13 protein-coding genes are annotated in these 18931 nt (G+C 31.7%); 10 read left to right on the top strand and 3 right to left on the bottom strand.

Annotated elements, in window-relative coordinates; genetic code table 11:
• Window positions 1-61 precede the first annotated feature (61 nt).
• From htpX to H3T54_RS05320, 6 genes are all read left to right on the top strand, one after another.
• Window positions 62-931 (top strand): protease HtpX, encoded by an 870-nt coding sequence (gene htpX / locus H3T54_RS05345; protein ID WP_110447860.1) that lies wholly within the window; start codon window positions 62-64, stop codon window positions 929-931.
• Between the two features lie 111 nt (window positions 932-1042).
• Window positions 1043-2977, top strand: coding sequence for a U32 family peptidase (locus H3T54_RS05340; RefSeq protein ID WP_198222002.1), 1935 nt, complete (start codon window positions 1043-1045; stop codon window positions 2975-2977).
• 411 nt (window positions 2978-3388) lie between these two features.
• Window positions 3389-3694, top strand: a complete 306-nt coding sequence (locus H3T54_RS05335) for a DUF1870 family protein (RefSeq protein ID WP_198221324.1) — start codon at window positions 3389-3391, stop codon at window positions 3692-3694.
• Between the two features lie 446 nt (window positions 3695-4140).
• Window positions 4141-4341 (top strand): phage/plasmid replication protein, II/X family, encoded by a 201-nt coding sequence (locus H3T54_RS05330; RefSeq protein ID WP_198223313.1) that lies wholly within the window; start codon window positions 4141-4143, stop codon window positions 4339-4341.
• Window positions 4342-4638: 297 nt separating this feature from the next.
• Window positions 4639-5352 carry a helix-turn-helix domain-containing protein gene (locus tag H3T54_RS05325; RefSeq protein ID WP_110447856.1) on the top strand — a complete coding sequence of 238 codons (714 nt, stop codon included), beginning with the start codon at window positions 4639-4641 and terminating at the stop codon, window positions 5350-5352.
• A gap of 46 nt (window positions 5353-5398) precedes the next feature.
• A complete protein-coding gene (locus tag H3T54_RS05320) occupies window positions 5399-6448 on the top strand; it encodes a YdgH/BhsA/McbA-like domain containing protein (RefSeq protein ID WP_198221320.1) in 1050 nt (349 codons plus the stop codon).
• A 66-nt stretch (window positions 6449-6514) separates the two neighbouring features.
• On the opposite strand, the gene hrpA is transcribed toward H3T54_RS05320, so the two are convergent.
• The gene (hrpA, locus tag H3T54_RS05315) at window positions 6515-10384 is read right to left on the bottom strand and encodes an ATP-dependent RNA helicase HrpA (RefSeq protein WP_198221318.1); all 3870 of its coding nucleotides are present in this window, start codon (window positions 10382-10384) and stop codon (window positions 6515-6517) included.
• 75 nt (window positions 10385-10459) lie between these two features.
• Between hrpA and H3T54_RS05310 the strand changes: the two genes are divergently transcribed.
• The 4 genes from H3T54_RS05310 (at window position 10460) to H3T54_RS05295 (ending at window position 16324) form a co-directional block, all read left to right on the top strand.
• A complete protein-coding gene (locus tag H3T54_RS05310; protein WP_198221316.1) occupies window positions 10460-10876 on the top strand; it encodes an META domain-containing protein in 417 nt (138 codons plus the stop codon).
• Window positions 10877-11208: 332 nt separating this feature from the next.
• Window positions 11209-12621, top strand: a complete 1413-nt coding sequence (pykF, locus tag H3T54_RS05305) for a pyruvate kinase PykF (RefSeq protein WP_086358947.1) — start codon at window positions 11209-11211, stop codon at window positions 12619-12621.
• 111 nt (window positions 12622-12732) lie between these two features.
• Entirely contained in the window at window positions 12733-14790 is a 2058-nt protein-coding gene (ppk1, locus tag H3T54_RS05300) for a polyphosphate kinase 1 (protein ID WP_198221314.1), read from the top strand.
• Between the two features lie 10 nt (window positions 14791-14800).
• Window positions 14801-16324: an exopolyphosphatase gene (locus H3T54_RS05295; RefSeq protein WP_370527348.1), complete on the top strand. Its 1524-nt coding sequence runs from the start codon at window positions 14801-14803 to the stop codon at window positions 16322-16324.
• 80 nt (window positions 16325-16404) lie between these two features.
• Here H3T54_RS05295 and H3T54_RS05290 read toward each other — a convergent pair whose 3' ends face one another.
• On the bottom strand, window positions 16405-17865 hold the full coding sequence (locus H3T54_RS05290; RefSeq protein ID WP_198199896.1) for a DASS family sodium-coupled anion symporter: 1461 nt from the start codon (window positions 17863-17865) through the stop codon (window positions 16405-16407).
• An 87-nt stretch (window positions 17866-17952) separates the two neighbouring features.
• On the bottom strand, window positions 17953-18915 hold the full coding sequence (locus tag H3T54_RS05285; protein WP_198221312.1) for an FAD:protein FMN transferase: 963 nt from the start codon (window positions 18913-18915) through the stop codon (window positions 17953-17955).
• Window positions 18916-18931 lie beyond the last annotated feature (16 nt).

The following is an 18931-nucleotide window of genomic DNA, read 5'->3' as shown; positions in this document are numbered from 1 at the left end:
ATTTTATTTAGTTTTTTAAATAAAATTATTTATATTAAGTATAGTAATAAGGAATTTGTATATGATGCGAGTTGGATTATTTCTTCTAACTAACTTAGCGGTTATGTTTGTATTTGGTATAATTCTGAGTATTTTAGGGGTTAACGCCCATAGTACCTTAGGATTACTTATTTTTGCCGCTATTTTTGGTTTTGGTGGTTCATTTATTTCTCTTCTTTTATCTAAACGAACGGCATTACGTTCTGTTGGTGGTGAAGTGATCAAAGAGCCTCGTAATGATCAAGAACAGTGGTTACTTGATGTAGTGCGTCGCCAATCAGATCAACTTAAATTAAAGATGCCGGCGGTAGCTATTTATGAAGCAGATGATATTAATGCTTTTGCAACAGGGGCGACCAAAAACCGTTCTTTAGTTGCGGTAAGTACTGGATTATTATCAGCAATGACTCAAGATGAAGCAGAAGCGGTAATTGGTCATGAAATGAGTCACGTAGCAAATGGTGATATGGTGACCATGGCACTACTACAAGGTGTATTAAATACCTTTGTTATCTTTATTTCACGGATTATAGCGTCAATGTTTGCTAAAGTGATTGAAGATCGTAGTGAAGCATTAGCAGATATAGCCTATTATGTAATAGCAATGATATTCGAAACTATCTTTGGAATCTTAGCTAGTATGGTTGCGATGTGGTTCTCGCGTTACCGCGAATTTCATGCCGATGCAGGTTCTGCAAAATTGGTAGGTTCTGCAAAAATGATTGCCGCATTAGAAAAACTAAAAGTAAGCCATGAACCAAATGAAGAAGCGTCAATTTTAGCTTTTTGCATTAATGGTGAGAAGAAAGCCAGACTTTCGCAACTATTCTTATCACATCCACCTTTAGAAAAACGAATTGAAGCTTTAAAAAACCAATCAATTATTGGTTAATTAAACTTTAAATATTGGCTTAATAAACAAATGAAATTTTAATGGCAAATAGTAATAATATTTGCCATTTATTTTATCAATCGATAATATTCCCAGAGATTTAATATGTACCTGCAAACCAACAATAATAAACTTGAATTACTTAGTCCTGCGAAAAACATAGACATTGCCAAACAAGCAATCTTACATGGGGCTGATGCAGTTTATATTGGAGGCCCGCATTTCGGTGCCCGTCATAATGCCGGTAATTCAGTCAGTGATATAGCCGAATTAGTTGAGTTTGCGCATCGTTTTTATGCCAAAGTTTTTGTCACATTAAATACTATTTTGCACGATAATGAACTTGAGATGGCTCAGCAATTGATCTGGCAATTATATGATGCGGGAGTTGATGCCTTAATTGTTCAAGATATGGGCATATTAGCCATGGATATTCCGCCGATAGATTTACATGCTAGCACGCAAATGGATATTCGAACACCAGAAAAAGCTAAATTTCTTTCTGATGTTGGTTTTTCACAAATAGTTTTAGCTCGAGAATTAAACTTAACTGAAATAGCGAATATTCATCAACAAATAGATGCCAATATAGAATTTTTTATTCATGGGGCTTTATGTGTTGCATTTTCAGGTCAATGTTATATTTCTCATGCTCAAACGGGCAGAAGTGCAAATCGAGGTGATTGTTCGCAAGCATGCCGTTTACCATTTACATTAAAGGATGATCAAGGTCGTGTTGTTGCTTATGAAAAACATCTTTTATCAATGAAAGATAATAATCAATCCGAAAACTTAATCGAATTGATACAAGCTGGAGTTAGGTCATTTAAAATAGAAGGGCGTTATAAAGATTTAAGTTATGTAAAAAATATAACTGCTTTTTACCGTAAAAAACTAGATGAAATTTTAGAAAAATCGGATGATTTTGTAAGTGCATCAAGTGGTAGAACTCAGCACTCATTCACTCCAGACCCAAATAAAACATTTCATCGAGGTGCTACTGATTATTTTGTTCGGGGTAGACAATCCAATATTGGCGCTTTTGATTCACCTAAATTTATTGGCTTACCTATCGGTGAGATGACGAAAGTTACTAACCAAGCAATTGATATTAAATCTGAAAAAGTTTTAACTAATGGTGATGGATTAAACGTTATGGTAAAGCGTGAAATCGTAGGATTCAGGGCTGATAAAGTTGAAAAAATTGCTAATAATCATTATCGAGTGTTTCCTAATGAATTACCTAAGGTATTTCATTCCTTAAAATTACCTTATCAAATTAACCGTAACCTAGATCATAATTGGCAACAAGTTTTATTAAAAGAATCGAGTAATCGTCGAATTGGTGTAGCATTTGAATTGATAAATCAATCAAATGTTGTTCAATTGATAGCAACGAGTGAAGAGGGCTGTCGTGTAAAAATTGCTTTAAAAGGTGAGTTTGAATTAGCTGAACAATCTGATAAAGCTCTCAAAAATATAAAAGATAGCTTATCAAAACTTGGTCAAACGATATATTACCTTACTGATTTAGAGGTTAATTTGACCGAGATATTTTTTATTCCAAGTAGCCAATTAAATCAATTACGACGAGATATTATTGATAAATTAACATTGGAACGGCTAACTCATTACCAAAGAAAGTTACGTAAACCACAAACGGAACCTTCGCCAATTTATCCAGAAGAGCATTTAAGCTTCTTAGCAAATATTTATAATCATAAGGCTAGAGAATTTTATGCGCAGCATGGCGTTAAACTAATTGAAAGTGCTTTTGAAGCACATGAAGTTAAAGATGATGCGCCATTAATGATTACAAAACATTGTTTGAGATTTGCGTTTAATTTATGTCCTAAACAAGCTAAAGGTATTCAAGGTGTGAAAACAAAAGTAACACCAATGAAATTAGTACAAAATAATAATGAAGAATTAATACTGAAATTTAATTGTAAAGCCTGTGAAATGCAAGTTTGGGGTAAAATCAAAAATCACATTTTAAAAATGCCATTACCAGGAAGTGAACTGATTTTATTAACCAATAAATAATTATAGTCAAAGAATCGAAATTTACTGAATAACTCAGTTCTTCTAAAAAAGAATTAAGTTCGTAATAATACATTATATTTAACATAATATACATTATTCTAACTTTAAATATCTGATTTATAATAAAATCACCTAAAAAGAAAAGGGCGGTTATATTACTCCTTTAATAACTCCCAAAATAATAATTTATTTATTATTAATAACAAAAATCATTATAGTAGCACTCAACTAATGATCTTATATTAATAATTGTTTAGAAGCTTATATTTATTAAGGCATTATAAAATAAGCAATATTTGACTTGAATCAATTCTTATTGTGATAAATATTATGGATTTTATTCAATAGTTTTATGACAAAAATTATGATATAGACCCTTTTCATTAGCTAACAGTTGAAAATAGGATTTATATGACTAATATCGAATTGAAAGCGCTTAGGCGTTTATTTTTTCTTGATGTTGCTGATGCCGCAACATATATCGGTAAATGCTCAAAGCGAGCATGGCAATATTGGGAAAGTGGAAGCAGAAAAATTTCAGATGATGTTATAAACATCATGAATAAACTTAAAGAAGAAAGGACAGAATTACTTTTATTGTTACAGACTGATATCTTATTCAGTAGTAATAAAATTGGTAATTTTGTTTATTCAAGGTTAATTGATTCAGTAAAAGCTGTGCTTTATTCTAAAGGTTTTATTGATAAAATAATCTAATAAGTTTATATCATATTTTTTATAGCTTCAGCAAACAACGTCGGTTAAAAATCGAAAAATGTACATTAACATTAATAATGTATAACACTGTTTTTCTCTTTCAATTGAATTCTGAAATTTTTAAAAGATTATACACGTATGATCTATAATCATTATATGAATTGAGTATATTTTTTCCTCTTGATGATCTTATTTTCAATTTATAGCTCTTAAACTCTATATAAGAAAACTTTTTTATAATTAATAATAATAGTTCATCGAAAAATCATGATGCAATTAAAAATATATCAAAAGCGATAGCAATTCAATATAACATTAGATTTTGATTTCGGATGTTTAATGAAACCTGAATTTTATAAATAAAATTCGATAATCGTAAATGAAATTTAAAGAATTTAAATATTGGATTTTTTTAACCGAGCAGGAATAAAATACTACCTAATGAATTGATTGCTCAACAAGTAATTGAATCTATTGGTTTAAGTAAGTTGCAATTACAAAATCTGCAACAACAGAAAAATAATATAATTCCGATGTTTAGAGTTATTGATATTGATTTTAATAAACAACGTCCAGCGTGGTATCAAGAACCGACATCATTTTATGATAACAATGAAAACCTTTTGTTATTTAAATTTGCATCATGATTTAGCACCCCTCTTATAAAACTGTATTGGTGCGCATAATGTATATTATGTTAAATAATATAAGATGAAATATATCTTCTATAATCTCTCTATCCTACTCGACTTATTTTGATTTTTAGTAAATTAAAAATCAAAATAATTTACCAAAAAATGGTAATTTAATTATTTAATAATAATTTTCTATTCCCTTTCTATTTATTGAATAATAGAATGTAAACTATATAGTTAGTTTTTGTTTTATCATAAAATATGGTAATCTTAACAATCAAAATCTTTAACGGTTCTATTTAGGTTTATATGCATACTATTTATAAAACATTGCGCAGCAATAGTTATTCCGTTCCTTGTGAATTATGTAGCATTGGTGGATTGTGTATCCCAATGTTACTTAATAATTCACTAAGTGATGTTTTAGAACGGAAAAAATCATATTTAAAAGATGAAATCGTTGTTAAATCAAAAACTCCATTTAAGAAGTTTTATATTGTTCATTCTGGCGCATTAAAGACGTTTGTCACTACTCCAGAAAATACTGAACAAATTAATGGATTTTATTTACCTGGAGATATCGTTGGTTTAGACTCTATTTCGACTAAAGTCTATAATAGTAATATTCAAACATTAGGTAATACCCTGCTTTGTGAACTTTACTATGATGAATTAATGTCATTAATTGATAGTAACAAAGATGTTCGTGATTTGATATTTAAGTTATTAAGCACAGATATTTATAATTATCAAAAATTAATTCTATGTTATTCGCAAAAAAAATCTGAAGAACGTCTTGCTACTTTTATCTATTCTCTTTATCTTAGATATCAGCAAAGAGGACATACCTCTTTAAATATTAAACTAGCAATGAGTCGTGCTGATATAGCCAATTACTTAGGATTAACGATTGAAACAGTCAGCCGAAATTTAACAAAATTACAAGAACAAAATATTTTAACAGCCAAAGGAAAATTCATATATATTAATAAGTTAGAAGCTTTAATAGAAATATGTAACTAAATTTATCTGTGCTAAATTAATTAAAATTTACTGTAAGGTTTTTTATATGACAAGTTTAAAGAAAACATTTATCGCTGCGACTTTTGCTCTTATTCCCTGTTCTTCATTTGCTGCACAACAATTAACAGAAGAACAAGCTAATAGCATGCAATCTTACAAAAGCATTACTATTCGAGGTGCTTTTTATACTGATAGCGATTACGTTATGGCTATGTCAAAAGCTGCTGATAATGAAGGTGCGGCTTCTTTCTATATTACTACTACCAATATTAGTCCTTCTAATGATACTTTACGAATTGTTTATGCTAAATTGTATAAATCAGACGCTCCTAAAGCTGTTGAAAAAACGGAAAGTTTACGTAAGTTTGAAGGTGTTTATGAGTATCCAAAATCAAAAGCAATTCGTTTAGAACCATTTAATATTGTCCGTATTCGTGGTTATTTCCCAACCGATTATGATATTAATCAAGCAATTGCTAAAGAAGCATCAGCTCAAGGGGCTTATGGATTCTATATTGATTCACGTTCAGAAATAGGTAGTAATTTACAAATTGCAGCTTATATATTCAAAAAAGATGCACCAGAACGTAAATTACAACCAGAAGATGCTATTCCTTATGATTCTGAAGCGGGGCAATTAGCTTTAGCTAAAGGTGGTGATGCTGCAATGCAGGTTGAAAAACCGGGTTATTATTCTCCTTCAGCATTCAATGAAAAATATTATGCCGATAAGTTTAATAATAAAGTTATCGATAAAACGACTACCACTACAACAACTGCTACTACAGCTAAAGTTGCAACATCATCAAGTACTGAAACAACGACTTCTGTTGTTACAGAACCTCAAAGAGTAACTCGTTACACTGTAACATTACCGGATGGAAGAAAAATCCAAGAACTTAATGATGCTACAGCAGCTAAAATGGTTGCATTTGATACATTGAAATTTAGAGGCTATTATGTCACTGATCAAGAAATTTCTTATCAAGCAGGTAAACGTGCGATTGAGGCTGGCGCAAAATATTACCATATTGCTCGTGTAGCACATGATACTAAAGGTCCAAATATTACGGTATTTATTGATCTTTATCGATAATAAAAAATGGGCGCCTAAGCGCCCTTCTTTTTATTATCATAACTTATCAGATTATAGATTCTAAAATTATAACTCTGTCGATACAGTCTCTATTTGTTGTCTTATGCGTTTTGCAGAAATTGGGTATGGCGTTCCTAATTGTTGGGCAAAAAGATTAACTCTTAGTTCTTCAATCATCCATTTAATGTTAGTCACTTTACTTAATGATTTTTGATTTTCTGGCAAACTATTTAGCCAAGTTTGATATTCATTCTTAACTTCTTCTATTATATTCATTGCTTGTCTATCTTTAGCCATATTCGAACCAAGCTTTTCTAAACGTTTTTCAATCGCAGATAAATAGCGATAAATATCAGGAAGCTTGTCATAACCGGTTTGTGCAACAAACCCTTTATAGACTAATTCGCTGACTTGCTGTTTTATATCAGATAAAGCAAAAGCAAGGGATAGATCTACTCGACCTTTTAATTTTTTATTAATATTAAAGTGTAACGTTAATATTGATTCTACTTGTTTAGCAATATCAACAACAGTTTCATTGATATGGCTTTTCGTATAAGTTAGAAGTAGTTGATATTGTTGTTGATTATCAATAAGTTGGTTGTTTTTTTCTATTAAATGATCAACGCCACAAGCAATACAATCATCAATAAGATTAAGTACTGTGCCAAATGAATTAAAATATAAGCCTAACTTAGATTTGTTTGGCAGTTTTTCATGTAAATATTTTATTGGTGATGGAATATTGAGGATTAATAATCGACGAATACCTAATTTACTTAATCGCTTTTGTTCTTCCAACGAATCAACAAGTTTGATACTAACTGAATGTTGATTATCAATAATCGCTGGATAAGCTTTAATTATGTAATTGTTTTGTTTTTCTTCATAGATTGTTGGTAAAGAACCAAAATCCCAATCAATAATGTTGTTCTTTTCTATTTTAACCGATTTTTTCTGGGTTAAAGATGATAACGCTTGTTGAACTTCTGTTTTAAGTTGTTCTTGAATCTTAACTAAATCTTTACCGAAAGCTATTTCACGATTATGATCAACAATACTGAAATTCATCTTTAAGTAACTAGGTACTTGATCAAGTTGCCAATCTGAAGGCTCAATCCTAGTACCTGTCATTTTTCTAAATTCATTTTGTAACGTTTCAAGTAACGGCGATGCTGTTGAATTGGCTCTATTTAAAAAAGCTTCAGCATAATTTGGTGCAGGTACCAAACTTTTACGTAATGATTTAGGTAATGATTTGATTAATGAAATGATTAAATCATAGCGAAAACCAGGAACTTGCCAATCAAAACCACTATTTTTTATCTGATTAAGGATGTTGAGTGGAATAGTAATTGTGACACCGTCACGAGCATTACCAAGATCAAACTGATAACTCAAAGGTAGCTTTAAGTTGTCTTGATACCAAAAATCTGGATAATCATTCACTTTTACCGGTTGTGCAGACTTTTTGATCAACATATTTTTTTCGACATTGAGAAATTCTGGATCAATTTTTTGTTTAGTTTTCCACCATGTATCAAAATGCTTTGCAGAAATCACTGATTTATCTATTCGTTCATCATAAAAATTATATAGGTCATCATCATCAATCAGAATATCTTGACGTCGAGACTTATGCTCAAGCTCTTCAACTTCATTGATTAATTTTTGATTTTGCTTATAAAAACTGTGGTTAGTTTGCCAATCACCTTCCACTAACGCATGGCGTATAAATAAAGAGCGACTTAATATTGGATCAATTTTACTGTAATTAACCGTACGACTAGCAACAATTGGTAATCCGTATAAAGTGACTTTTTCGTTTGCAATGGTTGTGCCTTGTTTTTTAGACCATCTCGGTTCACTGTAACTGTATTTAACTAAATGTTTAGCTATTGGTTCGATCCATTCAGCTTCAATTTTGGCTGCAGTTCTGCCCCACAATCGGCTGGTTTCAACTAATTCACTAGCTATACACCATTTTGGTTGATTTTTAAAAATCGCTGAATTAGGGAAAATAGCAAATTTGATATTACGGGCACCAATATATTCATGTTTTTCGATTTCTTTCATCCCAACATGCGATAATAAACCACTTAATAGTGCAATGTGTAATGAACGATAATCCGGTAATTGGCTATTGATCGGAAATGCTAGTTGTTTAACTGTTTGCCTAATTTGCGTATAAACATCTTGCCATTCACGAATACGCAGATAATTGAGGTATTCTTTTTGACATAAGCGTCTAAATTGATTACCCGATAATTCTGCTTGTTGACTGGCAATATAATTCCATAAATTAATAAAAGAGATAAAGTCTGATTCTTTATCGGCAAATCGTCGATGTTTTTCATCAGAAGCTTGCTGTTTATCAAATGGACGTTCTCTAGGATCTTGTATTGATAATGCTGCTGTAATAATCATCACTTCTTTTATACAACCTAATTGCCTTGCTTCAACTAACATTCTCGCTAATCGAGGATCTATAGGCAACTGAGATAAAATTCGACCTATATTAGTTAAGTGATAATGATGATGTTTAGTATAAATAGCTCCAAGTTCTTCTAATAGTCGTATACCATCACGAATATACCTAGAATCAGGTGATTCCACAAACGGAAAAGCAGCAATATCACCTAATCCTAATGATGTCATTTGTAATATAACTGAAGCTAAATTTGTTCGTAATATTTCTGGTTCTGTAAATTCAGGTCTTGATAAAAAATCTTGTTCATCATAAAGCCGAATACAAATACCGTCCGATGTTCTACCACAACGCCCTTTTCTTTGATTTGCCGATGCTTGAGAAATTGGTTCAATTGGTAATCGTTGTACTTTAGTACGATAGCTATAACGACTAATTCTGGCTAAACCAGGGTCAATAACATATTTAATGCATGGAACAGTTAACGACGTTTCAGCAACATTAGTTGCTAATACAATCCGTCGTCCATTATGCTGTTGGAAAATGCGATTTTGTTCTGATGCCGATAGTCTTGCGTATAAAGGTAGAATTTCAGTATGTTTCAATTCTAATTTTCTTAATGTATCGGCAAGATCTCGTATTTCACGTTCTCCCGTTAGAAAAATGAGTATATCACCAGCACTTTCCAATGAAAGCTCATCAATAGCATTAATGATCGGTTGAAAATCACTGTTTTTATCACTTTCAGAATCCTCACTAAAAATCACTGGCCGATACCTAACTTCAACCGGATAGGTTCTGCCAGATACTTCAATTATCGGAGCATGATTGAAATGATTAGAGAAACGTTCAACATCTATTGTTGCCGAAGTAATAATAACTTTTAAATCAGGACGCTTAGGTAATAGTTGTTTTAAATATCCTAAAATGAAATCTATATTTAAACTACGTTCATGGGCCTCATCAATAATGATAGTATCATATTGCAGTAAGAGCTTATCTTGTTGAATTTCTGCTAATAAAATTCCATCAGTCATCAATTTAACCAATGTACTATCACTTACATGGTCTGAAAATCTAACTTTGTAGCCGACTAATTGCCCTATTTCCGTCTTTAATTCTTCAGCAATACGGTTAGCTACCGAACGAGCGGCTAATCTTCTAGGTTGAGTATGACCAATATAGCCTTTAACACCTAGCCCTAATTCTAGACATATTTTGGGAATTTGTGTGGTCTTACCTGAGCCTGTTTCGCCAGCAATGATGACTACTTGATGATGTTTAATTGCTTCATAAATAGCCTGTTTTTTTTCAACTACAGGTAAATTACTAGGAAAATCAATATGATTAGGTAAAGATTGTAATCGAATATTATAATGTTCAATAGCTAAATTTATTGCTGATTCGATTTCAGCAATATTTTGTTTTTTATTAATAAGCTTTCTTATTTTTAGTTGATCTAAGAAAGTCATTGACGACAATTTGTTTAATTGTTGTTGAGATACCATAAGGCGTTGAGTATATTATTTACAATTATAATTATTATAAATTATAGCAAATATTCTTTATTTATAGGAGATTAAATGAAGAAATCACTATTACTATTGTCAGTTTCGGTAATATTTAACTTAAGTGGGTGTACTTCGTCTAATAGCATCACAGAACAGGATCTTATGCATCATCATTATGTCTTGATGGAATATAATGGTTTGAGTTTACCTGTTTTCAAAAATGTGGATTTAGAATTTGGCGAAAATATGATTATGATTGGAAAAATGTGTAGTGAATTTTCAGCTCAAATCAAACTTGAAAATAATATGATCAAAGGCCAGATAATCAATATGACCAACATTAAATGTCAGAACAAACAATTAGATTTACTCGATAATGTGATTAAAAAACTGATTATTGATGGGGCAAATATTCAATTAATTGACACTAAATTAGTGCTAAAAAATAACCAAGACACACTTATCTTTCAATTAAAAGATTATATGTAACTAAAAAACCCCTTTCCTCAAAATTTTTATAAAATCTATTGTTATTATCCAATCTGTTATCTTTACTAATTGTATAAACTTAAAACAGATTTGATGATAAAAAAACTTTATTTAAAATAGAGTTAAGTCTATAATGAAGCCAGTTTTTTGAGGGTCTATATTTTAATGAAAATAGTCAATTTTTCAGATACTGAAATAAAATTAAGTAACTATTTTTCAGTTACTCGATCCTTCTTATATCCCTTTCAATCCAATAAGAATATTTTGCATTTAGACATATACCCAGTTTATATGAAATTTAAACATTAACCTTAACAAGTAGTGATAATATTATGAAAAAGACAAAAATCGTTTGTACTATAGGACCAAAATCAGAATCAAAAGAGATGTTAACCAAATTATTAAATGCAGGCATGAATGTAATGCGTTTAAACTTCTCTCATGGTGATTATGAAGAACACGGTAATCGAATCAAAAATTTACGTGAAGTAATGCAAGAAACAGGCTTAAAAGCGGCAATTATGTTGGATACTAAAGGTCCAGAAATCCGTACTATTAAGTTAGAAGGCGGTAATGATGTATCACTTGTTGCTGGTCAAACTTTCACTTTTACTACCGATGAAACCGTAGTTGGTAATTCAGAACGTGTTGCGGTTACTTATAAAGGTTTTGCTCAAGATCTTAAACCAGGCAATCGTGTATTAGTTGATGATGGTTTAATCGCTATGGACGTTGTCGAAATTAACGGTAATGAAGTTGTTTGTAAAGTATTAAATAATGGTGATTTAGGTGAAAATAAAGGTATTAACTTACCGGGTGTTTCTATTAAATTACCGGCACTTGCTGAAAAAGATAAAAATGATTTAATTTTTGGTTGTGAGCAAGGCGTTGACTTTATTGCTGCATCTTTTATTCGTAAACGTTCTGACGTTGAAGATATCCGTGCTCATCTTAAAGCTCACGGTGGTGAAGAAATCAAAATTATTTCTAAAATTGAAAACCAAGAAGGTTTAGATAATTTTGATGAAATTTTAGAAGCTTCTGACGGTATCATGGTTGCTCGTGGTGACTTAGGTGTGGAAATCGCTGTTGAAGAAGTTATTTTTGCTCAAAAAATGATGATCAAAAAATGTAATAAAGCGTCAAAACCAGTTATTACTGCAACACAAATGTTAGACTCAATGATTAAAAACCCTCGTCCTACTCGTGCTGAAGCTGGTGACGTTGCTAATGCAATCATTGATGGAACTGACGCAGTTATGTTATCAGGTGAAAGTGCTAAAGGTAAATATCCATTTGAAGCAGTAAATGTGATGGCTACTATCTGTAAACGTACTGATGGTACTATTCCAGCTAAACTTGAATTAACAACCAAAGAAGAAACATTACGTATTACTGCTGCAGTATGTTGTGGTGCAGTTGAAATTGCTGAACGTTTAAATGTGCCATTAATTGTTGTTGCTACTCGTAGTGGTAAATCTGCTCGTGAACTTCGTCATTACTTCCCGACAGCTCGTATTTTAGCGCTATCTTCAAGTCAAAAAACAGTTAATCAATTAGCATTATCTAAAGGTGTTGAACCAATTTTAATTGATGCGATTAATTCAACTGATGATTTCTACCGTTTAGGTAAAGAAATGGCGGTTAAAGTTTGTAACGCAAAACAAGGCGATACTATTGTTATGGTATCAGGTGCATTGGTTCCAAGTGGTACTACTAATACAACTTCGGTACACCGCATCTAATCATTTTAAATTTGTTTAAATGAATGATAAAAAGCTAGCGATATGCTAGCTTTTTTTTTAACTTCCGTTATGCTGTTAGATATTCAATTTGTGGAATGGACCAAATAAGACATGATTATAGAAAAAGTATATTTACCCAAAGAACTCAGTTGGTTATCCTTTAATCAACGTGTACTACAAGAGGCAGCTGACGAAAGTAATCCTCTTATAGAACGAATCCGTTTTTTAGGTATTTACTCCAGTAATCTAGATGAATTTTATAAAGTTCAATTTGCAAACTTAAAAAAATATGTTCTTATTGAGCAAGAACAATCTCAATCTACCTCCAATGCGAAACATTTATTAAGACAAGTTAACCAAAAGGTTATTCAACTTGAGTTACAATTTGATCAGCTCTATAACGAACTCTTATTAGAAATGGCCAGAAACCAGATTTTTCTAATAAATGAAAGGCAACTTACCAGTTATCAAGAAAATTGGATAAAAAATTACTATAAACAAAATTTAAGACAATATATCACCCCTATTCTTCTTGATAGTCATACCGAATTGATCCAATTTCTCAAAGATGATCATGCTTATTTGGCGGTGGAAATTATTTGTAAAGACAATATTAGTTATGCCTTATTGGAGCTACCTACCGACAATGCTCCTCGTTTTGTATTATTACCATCGGAATTCTCAACCAAAAACAAATCAATTATCTTTTTAGATAATATTTTACGTTACTGTTTAGACGATATTTTTAAAGTCTTTTTTGATGCTGTTGAATTAAATGCGTATTCAATCAATATTAATCGTGATGCAGAATATGAATTAAATAGTGAACTAGATAGTTTACTAGAATTAATGTCACAAGGTTTGAAACAACGTTTAACGGCTCAACCAGTACGCTTTACCTATCAAAAAGATATGCCTAAAGCATTATTTGAATTATTGATTAATAAATTAAGATTAACAGAACAAGATGCAATGCCAGGCGGACGTTATCCTAATTTTAAAGATTTAGCTAACTTTCCTGATTTAGGGGTTAAAAATTTACTTAATAAACGTTTACCTAGTCTTGCTTATAATCGATTTAAAAAATTTAGGAATGCTTTTGCGACAATTAAGGATCGTGATGTATTGCTCTACTATCCTTATTATTCATTTGGTCATGTACTTGAGATCATGCGTCAAGCCTCTTTCGATCCAGCTGTGACCCATATTCGTATGAATATTTATCGGGTTGCGAAAGATTCACGATTTATTCACGCCGCCATTAATGCCGCCAATAATGGTAAAAAAGTTACTGTGGTGGTTGAACTTCAGGCTCGCTTTGATGAAGAAGCAAATATAAAATGGGCTAAAAGATTAATTCGTAGTGGTATTAAAGTTATCTATTCACAACCAAAACTCAAGATCCATGCTAAATTGTTTTTAATTGATCGACGTGAAGAAGATAGAATTGTTCGCTATGCACATATTGGCTCAGGTAACTTTAATGAAAAAACAGCACGAGTCTATACTGATTTTTCCCTATTAACTTCTGATCCGGCCATTACCGATGAAGTTATTAAAGTATTTAATTTCATTGAAAATCCATTTAAACCTGTTTCATTTAATCACTTACTGGTATCGCCACAAAATACTCGTCAACGTTTTTATGAGTTTATTGAACGTGAAATTAATAATGCCAAAGCAGGAAAACCTTCTGGTATTTATTTAAAATTGAATGCGATCACCGATAAAGAGATGATTGATCAACTTTATCGAGCTTCATGTTCAGGTGTAAATATTAGAATGATTGTTAGGGGAACTTGTGTGTTAGTTCCTCAAATCCCTAATTTAAGTGAAAACATCTATGTAACGAGTATTGTCGATCAATATTTAGAGCACGCTCGTGTATATATTTTTGAAAACGATGGTAAAAAAGACACTTATATTTCATCAGCAGACTGGATGCCTCGTAACTTAGATAATCGAATTGAAGTAGGCGTTAAAATTTTTGATCCAGTATTAAAATCTACTATACATGATATCTTTAACTTGCAATGCAATGATAATGTCAAAGCAAGAATCATCGATAAAGATAATATGAATAATTATGTACAACGAGGCAATAAGAAAAAAATAAGAGCACAACATGCCATTTATGACTATTTAAAACACATGGAATCATCGGTATAAGGATTTTAACGTGAATAAATTTAATGAATATGCTGTCGTCGATTTAGGCTCTAATAGTTTTCATATGATCATCGCTCGCAATATCGATGGGGCTAGACAAATCATATATAAACATAAAAAGAATATTCATCTTGCTACTGGGTTAAATGAATATAACGAATTAAGTGAATCAAGTATTAATCGCGGTATTGAATGTTTAGCTTTATTTGCTGAACGATTAAATGGATTTCCAACAGAAAATGTAAGAATTGTCGCTACTTATACTTTACGAATTGCGAAAAATAGACTTAAATTTTTAAACGAAGCTGCTAAAATATTACCTTACCCTATTGAAATCATTTCTGGTCAAGAGGAAGCTAGACTTATTTATCTAGGTACAATGACTGCAGAGTCAACCAATGAAAATGATAGCAAATTCGTGGTTGATATTGGTGGTGGCTCTACTGAAATTGCTATTGGTAAAGGTAATGATTTAAAACCAATACTAGTAGCTAGCAGACCAATGGGGTGTGTCACTTATACTAAACAATTCTTTCCGCAAAAGAAAATCGATTACCATTCATTTCAACAAGCAAAACTAGCTGCAGAACAACAAATTGAAAATTTAATTAACTTAATAAAAAAACAGAATATTAGTGCTGCTTTCGGTACCTCCGGTACCATTAAAAGCATTTATAAAATTTTACTCGATATTGGAGTTAGTGACGGAATTATCACCCCTAAACGTTTGGATGATTTAATCAGTTACGTATTAGAATTTAATGATTTTCATGAAATTGATTTCCCATCTCTATCCGAGGAAAGAAAAAATGTTTTTGTAAGTGGGCTAGCCATCTTCAGTGGCGTCTTTAATGCATTAGGTTTAAAAGAATTACAATTTAGTCCGAGTGCTTTACGTGAAGGTGTTCTTTACGAACTTATTGATGGGCCGAACTATCGAGATATCAGACAAACAACAGCTGAATCGCTATCGCAACACTATAATATTGATGAGCGCCATGCTAAACAAATTGTAAAAACGGCAAAATACTTTTTTTCTCAATGGAAAGCACAATCATCCATGATCATACCTCAAAGTGTTGAATCCATTTTATATTGGGCTGCGCAATTGCATGAGGTAGGTTTAAAAATTAACTTTTCTTCTATCCATAAACATTCTAGTTATATTCTAAAGAATAGTAATTTACCTGGATTTAATGAAGAACAACAATTATTGTTATCAACATTGGTTCGTTACCATCGAAAATCGATTAATATAGAAGAGTTTCCTTATTTTAGTTTGTTTGAATTTAAACATATTATTGCCATGTTGCAAATTCTCAGATTATCAATACTCATAAACAATCAACGCAGTACCGATCTAGATCTTGATGCTTTCAAGTTAATTTTGTCGCAAGAAAAGTTCACCAAAGTGACACTAGCAATAGATAAGCTGTTTGTTGAAAATAATAGGCTGATTCTATTAGATTTGGAACAAGAGCAAAAATATTGGAAAGCGGTTAATAATTGGAAATTATCTATTGAAACCTTTTGAGATTTTTCAATTGATTACAATAAAAAAACCGCCTAAAAATGGCGGTTTTTATTTGTCGATAAAAGTAGATTATAGAGGTTTTAACCTAATCCAATAATTTTCCACCATAAAATACCGATGGTGAATACAATAATTAGATTAACTACACTACAAATAAAGCCTACTTTCCACCAAGTTTTTACAGGTACGAAGCCTTCAGCAAATAATAATGGATTTCGAGCATTAGCAAATTGGGTTAGAGAACCAAAGTAATTGGTACAAATGACTAAAGCAAAAATAGCAATTAATTGCGGTACCCCTAAGGCAATAGCAACGGATAAGAACACGGGGAACAGAGCTGCAATATGTGCATTACCACTGGCAAAGAAATAGTGTAAATAAACATAAGCAACGCATAAAATAATGATAACAAAAATCCAACTACTATCCCCTAAATGCCCTTTCACTGCAGAGCCAATGGTATCGCCTAACCATTTAGTGACACCAAGTTTGTTGACTTGACCTGCCATCATTAATAAAGCCGCAAACCAGATTAATGTATCCCAAGCAGCTTTTTCACCTTTAATATCATCCCAACTTAAAACACCAGTTAAAATTAGAATAGTTAAACCAATAAATGCGGTTGTCGTTGAATCGATACCAATATTTTTACCAAAAATCCAAAGTGCTAATAATAAAACGACTGTAGAACCCATAATGATTTCTTTTAAGGTAATTGAACCCATTTTCTTAAGTTCTTCAGCAGCTAATTTTGGTGCTTCAGGTGTTTTTTTCAATTCTGGATTAGTTAAGAAATAAATAACTAAAGGAATAACAACAAATGACACTAAACAAGGAACAATTGCCGCAATAAACCATTGTCCCCAACCCAAAGTGATACCAAGTGATGAAGTCACTAATTTTGCCGCTAATAAATTACCAGTAAAAGCTGTTAAAAACATTGCCGAAGTAATGTCGTTAACGTGGCTGATGGTTAGCATTAAAAAAGTACCAATACGATTTCTTGATTCATCTTTAGGATTTGAATTAAAGTTGATTGCTAATGCTTCAGCAATTGGATAAATTACACCACCAGCTCGAGCCGTAGTACTAGGAATCGCAGGTGCTAAAGCAACATCGGTTACTGATAATCCATAGGCTAAACCTAAGGTGTTTTTACCTAAAATTTTTACTAAAAAATAAGCCATACGTTTACTTAAACCAGTTTTAATAAACCCTCGAGCTATCATAAACGCGATAACAATCAACCAAATTAAACTACTGTTTAATTCACTTAATGATATTTTGACCGATTCGGCGGCGGTTGTCGCTCCTGATGGTCTTAGAACAGCAAATACCGTAATAGCTAATAATCCAATTGCACCTATAGGCATGATTTCTGCCACGATACAAGCGATGGTTGCCACAAATATAATACTTGTTCGCCAACCTTCTAAACTAATACCTTCTGGTGGAGATATAAAAAGCCACAATATTGCCGATATCCCTGCAATAATAATAAGAGGAAGCCATTTAACTGGCGGTTTTTTTACTGTACTCATAATATTTCCTTTTAAATTAAATATCAATTTAATCAAATTGATAATGAAATGATATAATTTGTAAAATCTTTATTTTATTCGCAATATTTAGATTACTTCATATTCTCTATTGAGCAGTTCAAAAGCAAAATTATCAGGATTGACTATCTTTATTGTTTTATCCTTCAATAAAAATATAGCAGATAAATTTTGCTGATTTTTCAATAATTGTTTAGTCTTTTCAATACCAAATCCATATAAGATTGTTGAATAAATATCACCTTCAAGGGATGTATCCGAAATAACGGTAATACTTTCTAACTCATTATCTAAGGGATAACCCGTTTTAGAATCCAGAATGTGATGATAAACATGTTGATTTTCAATAAAGTAACGTTCGTAAATTCCCGATGTAACAACAGATTTATTTTTTACTTTAATAAGACCGACTAACTCATTTTCGACTGAGGAAAAGGGTTTTTTTAACCCTATATGCCAATAACCTTCAGCATCAATGGGTGAGTCGCCTATAGTTAGCACATTACCACCTAAGTTTATTATTGCCTGATAAACTTTGTGCTGTTGCAAAACTAGTTTAATCACATCGGCAATATAACCTTTGGCTATTGCGCCTAAATCAATCTCCATGCCTACTTTTTTTAAAAATACCGAACAAGAATTAGGATCTAATTCAATATCATTAGGATCAATCAAAGATCTTTTTTCAACAATTTGCTCGGGATCGGGGACCTGATGTCCAGAAAAACCAATCTTCCAAAGTTTAACTAATGGGCCAATAGCAACATTAAAGCAACTATCTGGCATTAAACTGACTTTCCAAGCTTGCTCAATAAGCGAATAAACGGCATGACTAACTCTTATCGGATGCTTTCCTGCCGCATTGTTGATTGACATAACTTCCGATACGGGTCTATTAACCGTTAATTTATTTTCAAGTTGATTAATGGTATTAAAAACATGTTGCACAACGGTTTCATTAGGCTCAAAAAGCATTAATGATACCGTTGTTCCCATCATAGCTTGAGTATATTCATAGCGTGAATGATGCATTCAAAAATTGCTATTC

The organism is Gilliamella sp. B14384G10, from assembly GCF_016101685.1.
GTDB lineage: Bacteria > Pseudomonadota > Gammaproteobacteria > Enterobacterales > Orbaceae > Gilliamella > Gilliamella apis_A.
The sequence above is the reverse complement of the archived record's forward strand: the minus strand, read 5'-3'. Positions and strand labels throughout refer to the sequence as shown.

What these genes read in the sequence shown, in the direction of transcription:
- htpX (WP_110447860.1), top strand. Translation starts at nt 62, where the DNA reads ATGATGCGAGTTGGATTATTTCTTCTAACTAACTTAGCGGTTATGTTT.
- H3T54_RS05320 (WP_198221320.1), top strand. Translation starts at nt 5,399, where the DNA reads ATGACAAGTTTAAAGAAAACATTTATCGCTGCGACTTTTGCTCTTATT.
- H3T54_RS05290 (WP_198199896.1), bottom strand. Translation starts at nt 17,865, where the DNA reads ATGAGTACAGTAAAAAAACCGCCAGTTAAATGGCTTCCTCTTATTATT.
- H3T54_RS05285 (WP_198221312.1), bottom strand. Translation starts at nt 18,915, where the DNA reads ATGCATCATTCACGCTATGAATATACTCAAGCTATGATGGGAACAACG.
- hrpA (WP_198221318.1), bottom strand. Translation starts at nt 10,384, where the DNA reads ATGGTATCTCAACAACAATTAAACAAATTGTCGTCAATGACTTTCTTA.
- pykF (WP_086358947.1), top strand. Translation starts at nt 11,209, where the DNA reads ATGAAAAAGACAAAAATCGTTTGTACTATAGGACCAAAATCAGAATCA.
- ppk1 (WP_198221314.1), top strand. Translation starts at nt 12,733, where the DNA reads ATGATTATAGAAAAAGTATATTTACCCAAAGAACTCAGTTGGTTATCC.
- H3T54_RS05335 (WP_198221324.1), top strand. Translation starts at nt 3,389, where the DNA reads ATGACTAATATCGAATTGAAAGCGCTTAGGCGTTTATTTTTTCTTGAT.
- H3T54_RS05310 (WP_198221316.1), top strand. Translation starts at nt 10,460, where the DNA reads ATGAAGAAATCACTATTACTATTGTCAGTTTCGGTAATATTTAACTTA.
- H3T54_RS05325 (WP_110447856.1), top strand. Translation starts at nt 4,639, where the DNA reads ATGCATACTATTTATAAAACATTGCGCAGCAATAGTTATTCCGTTCCT.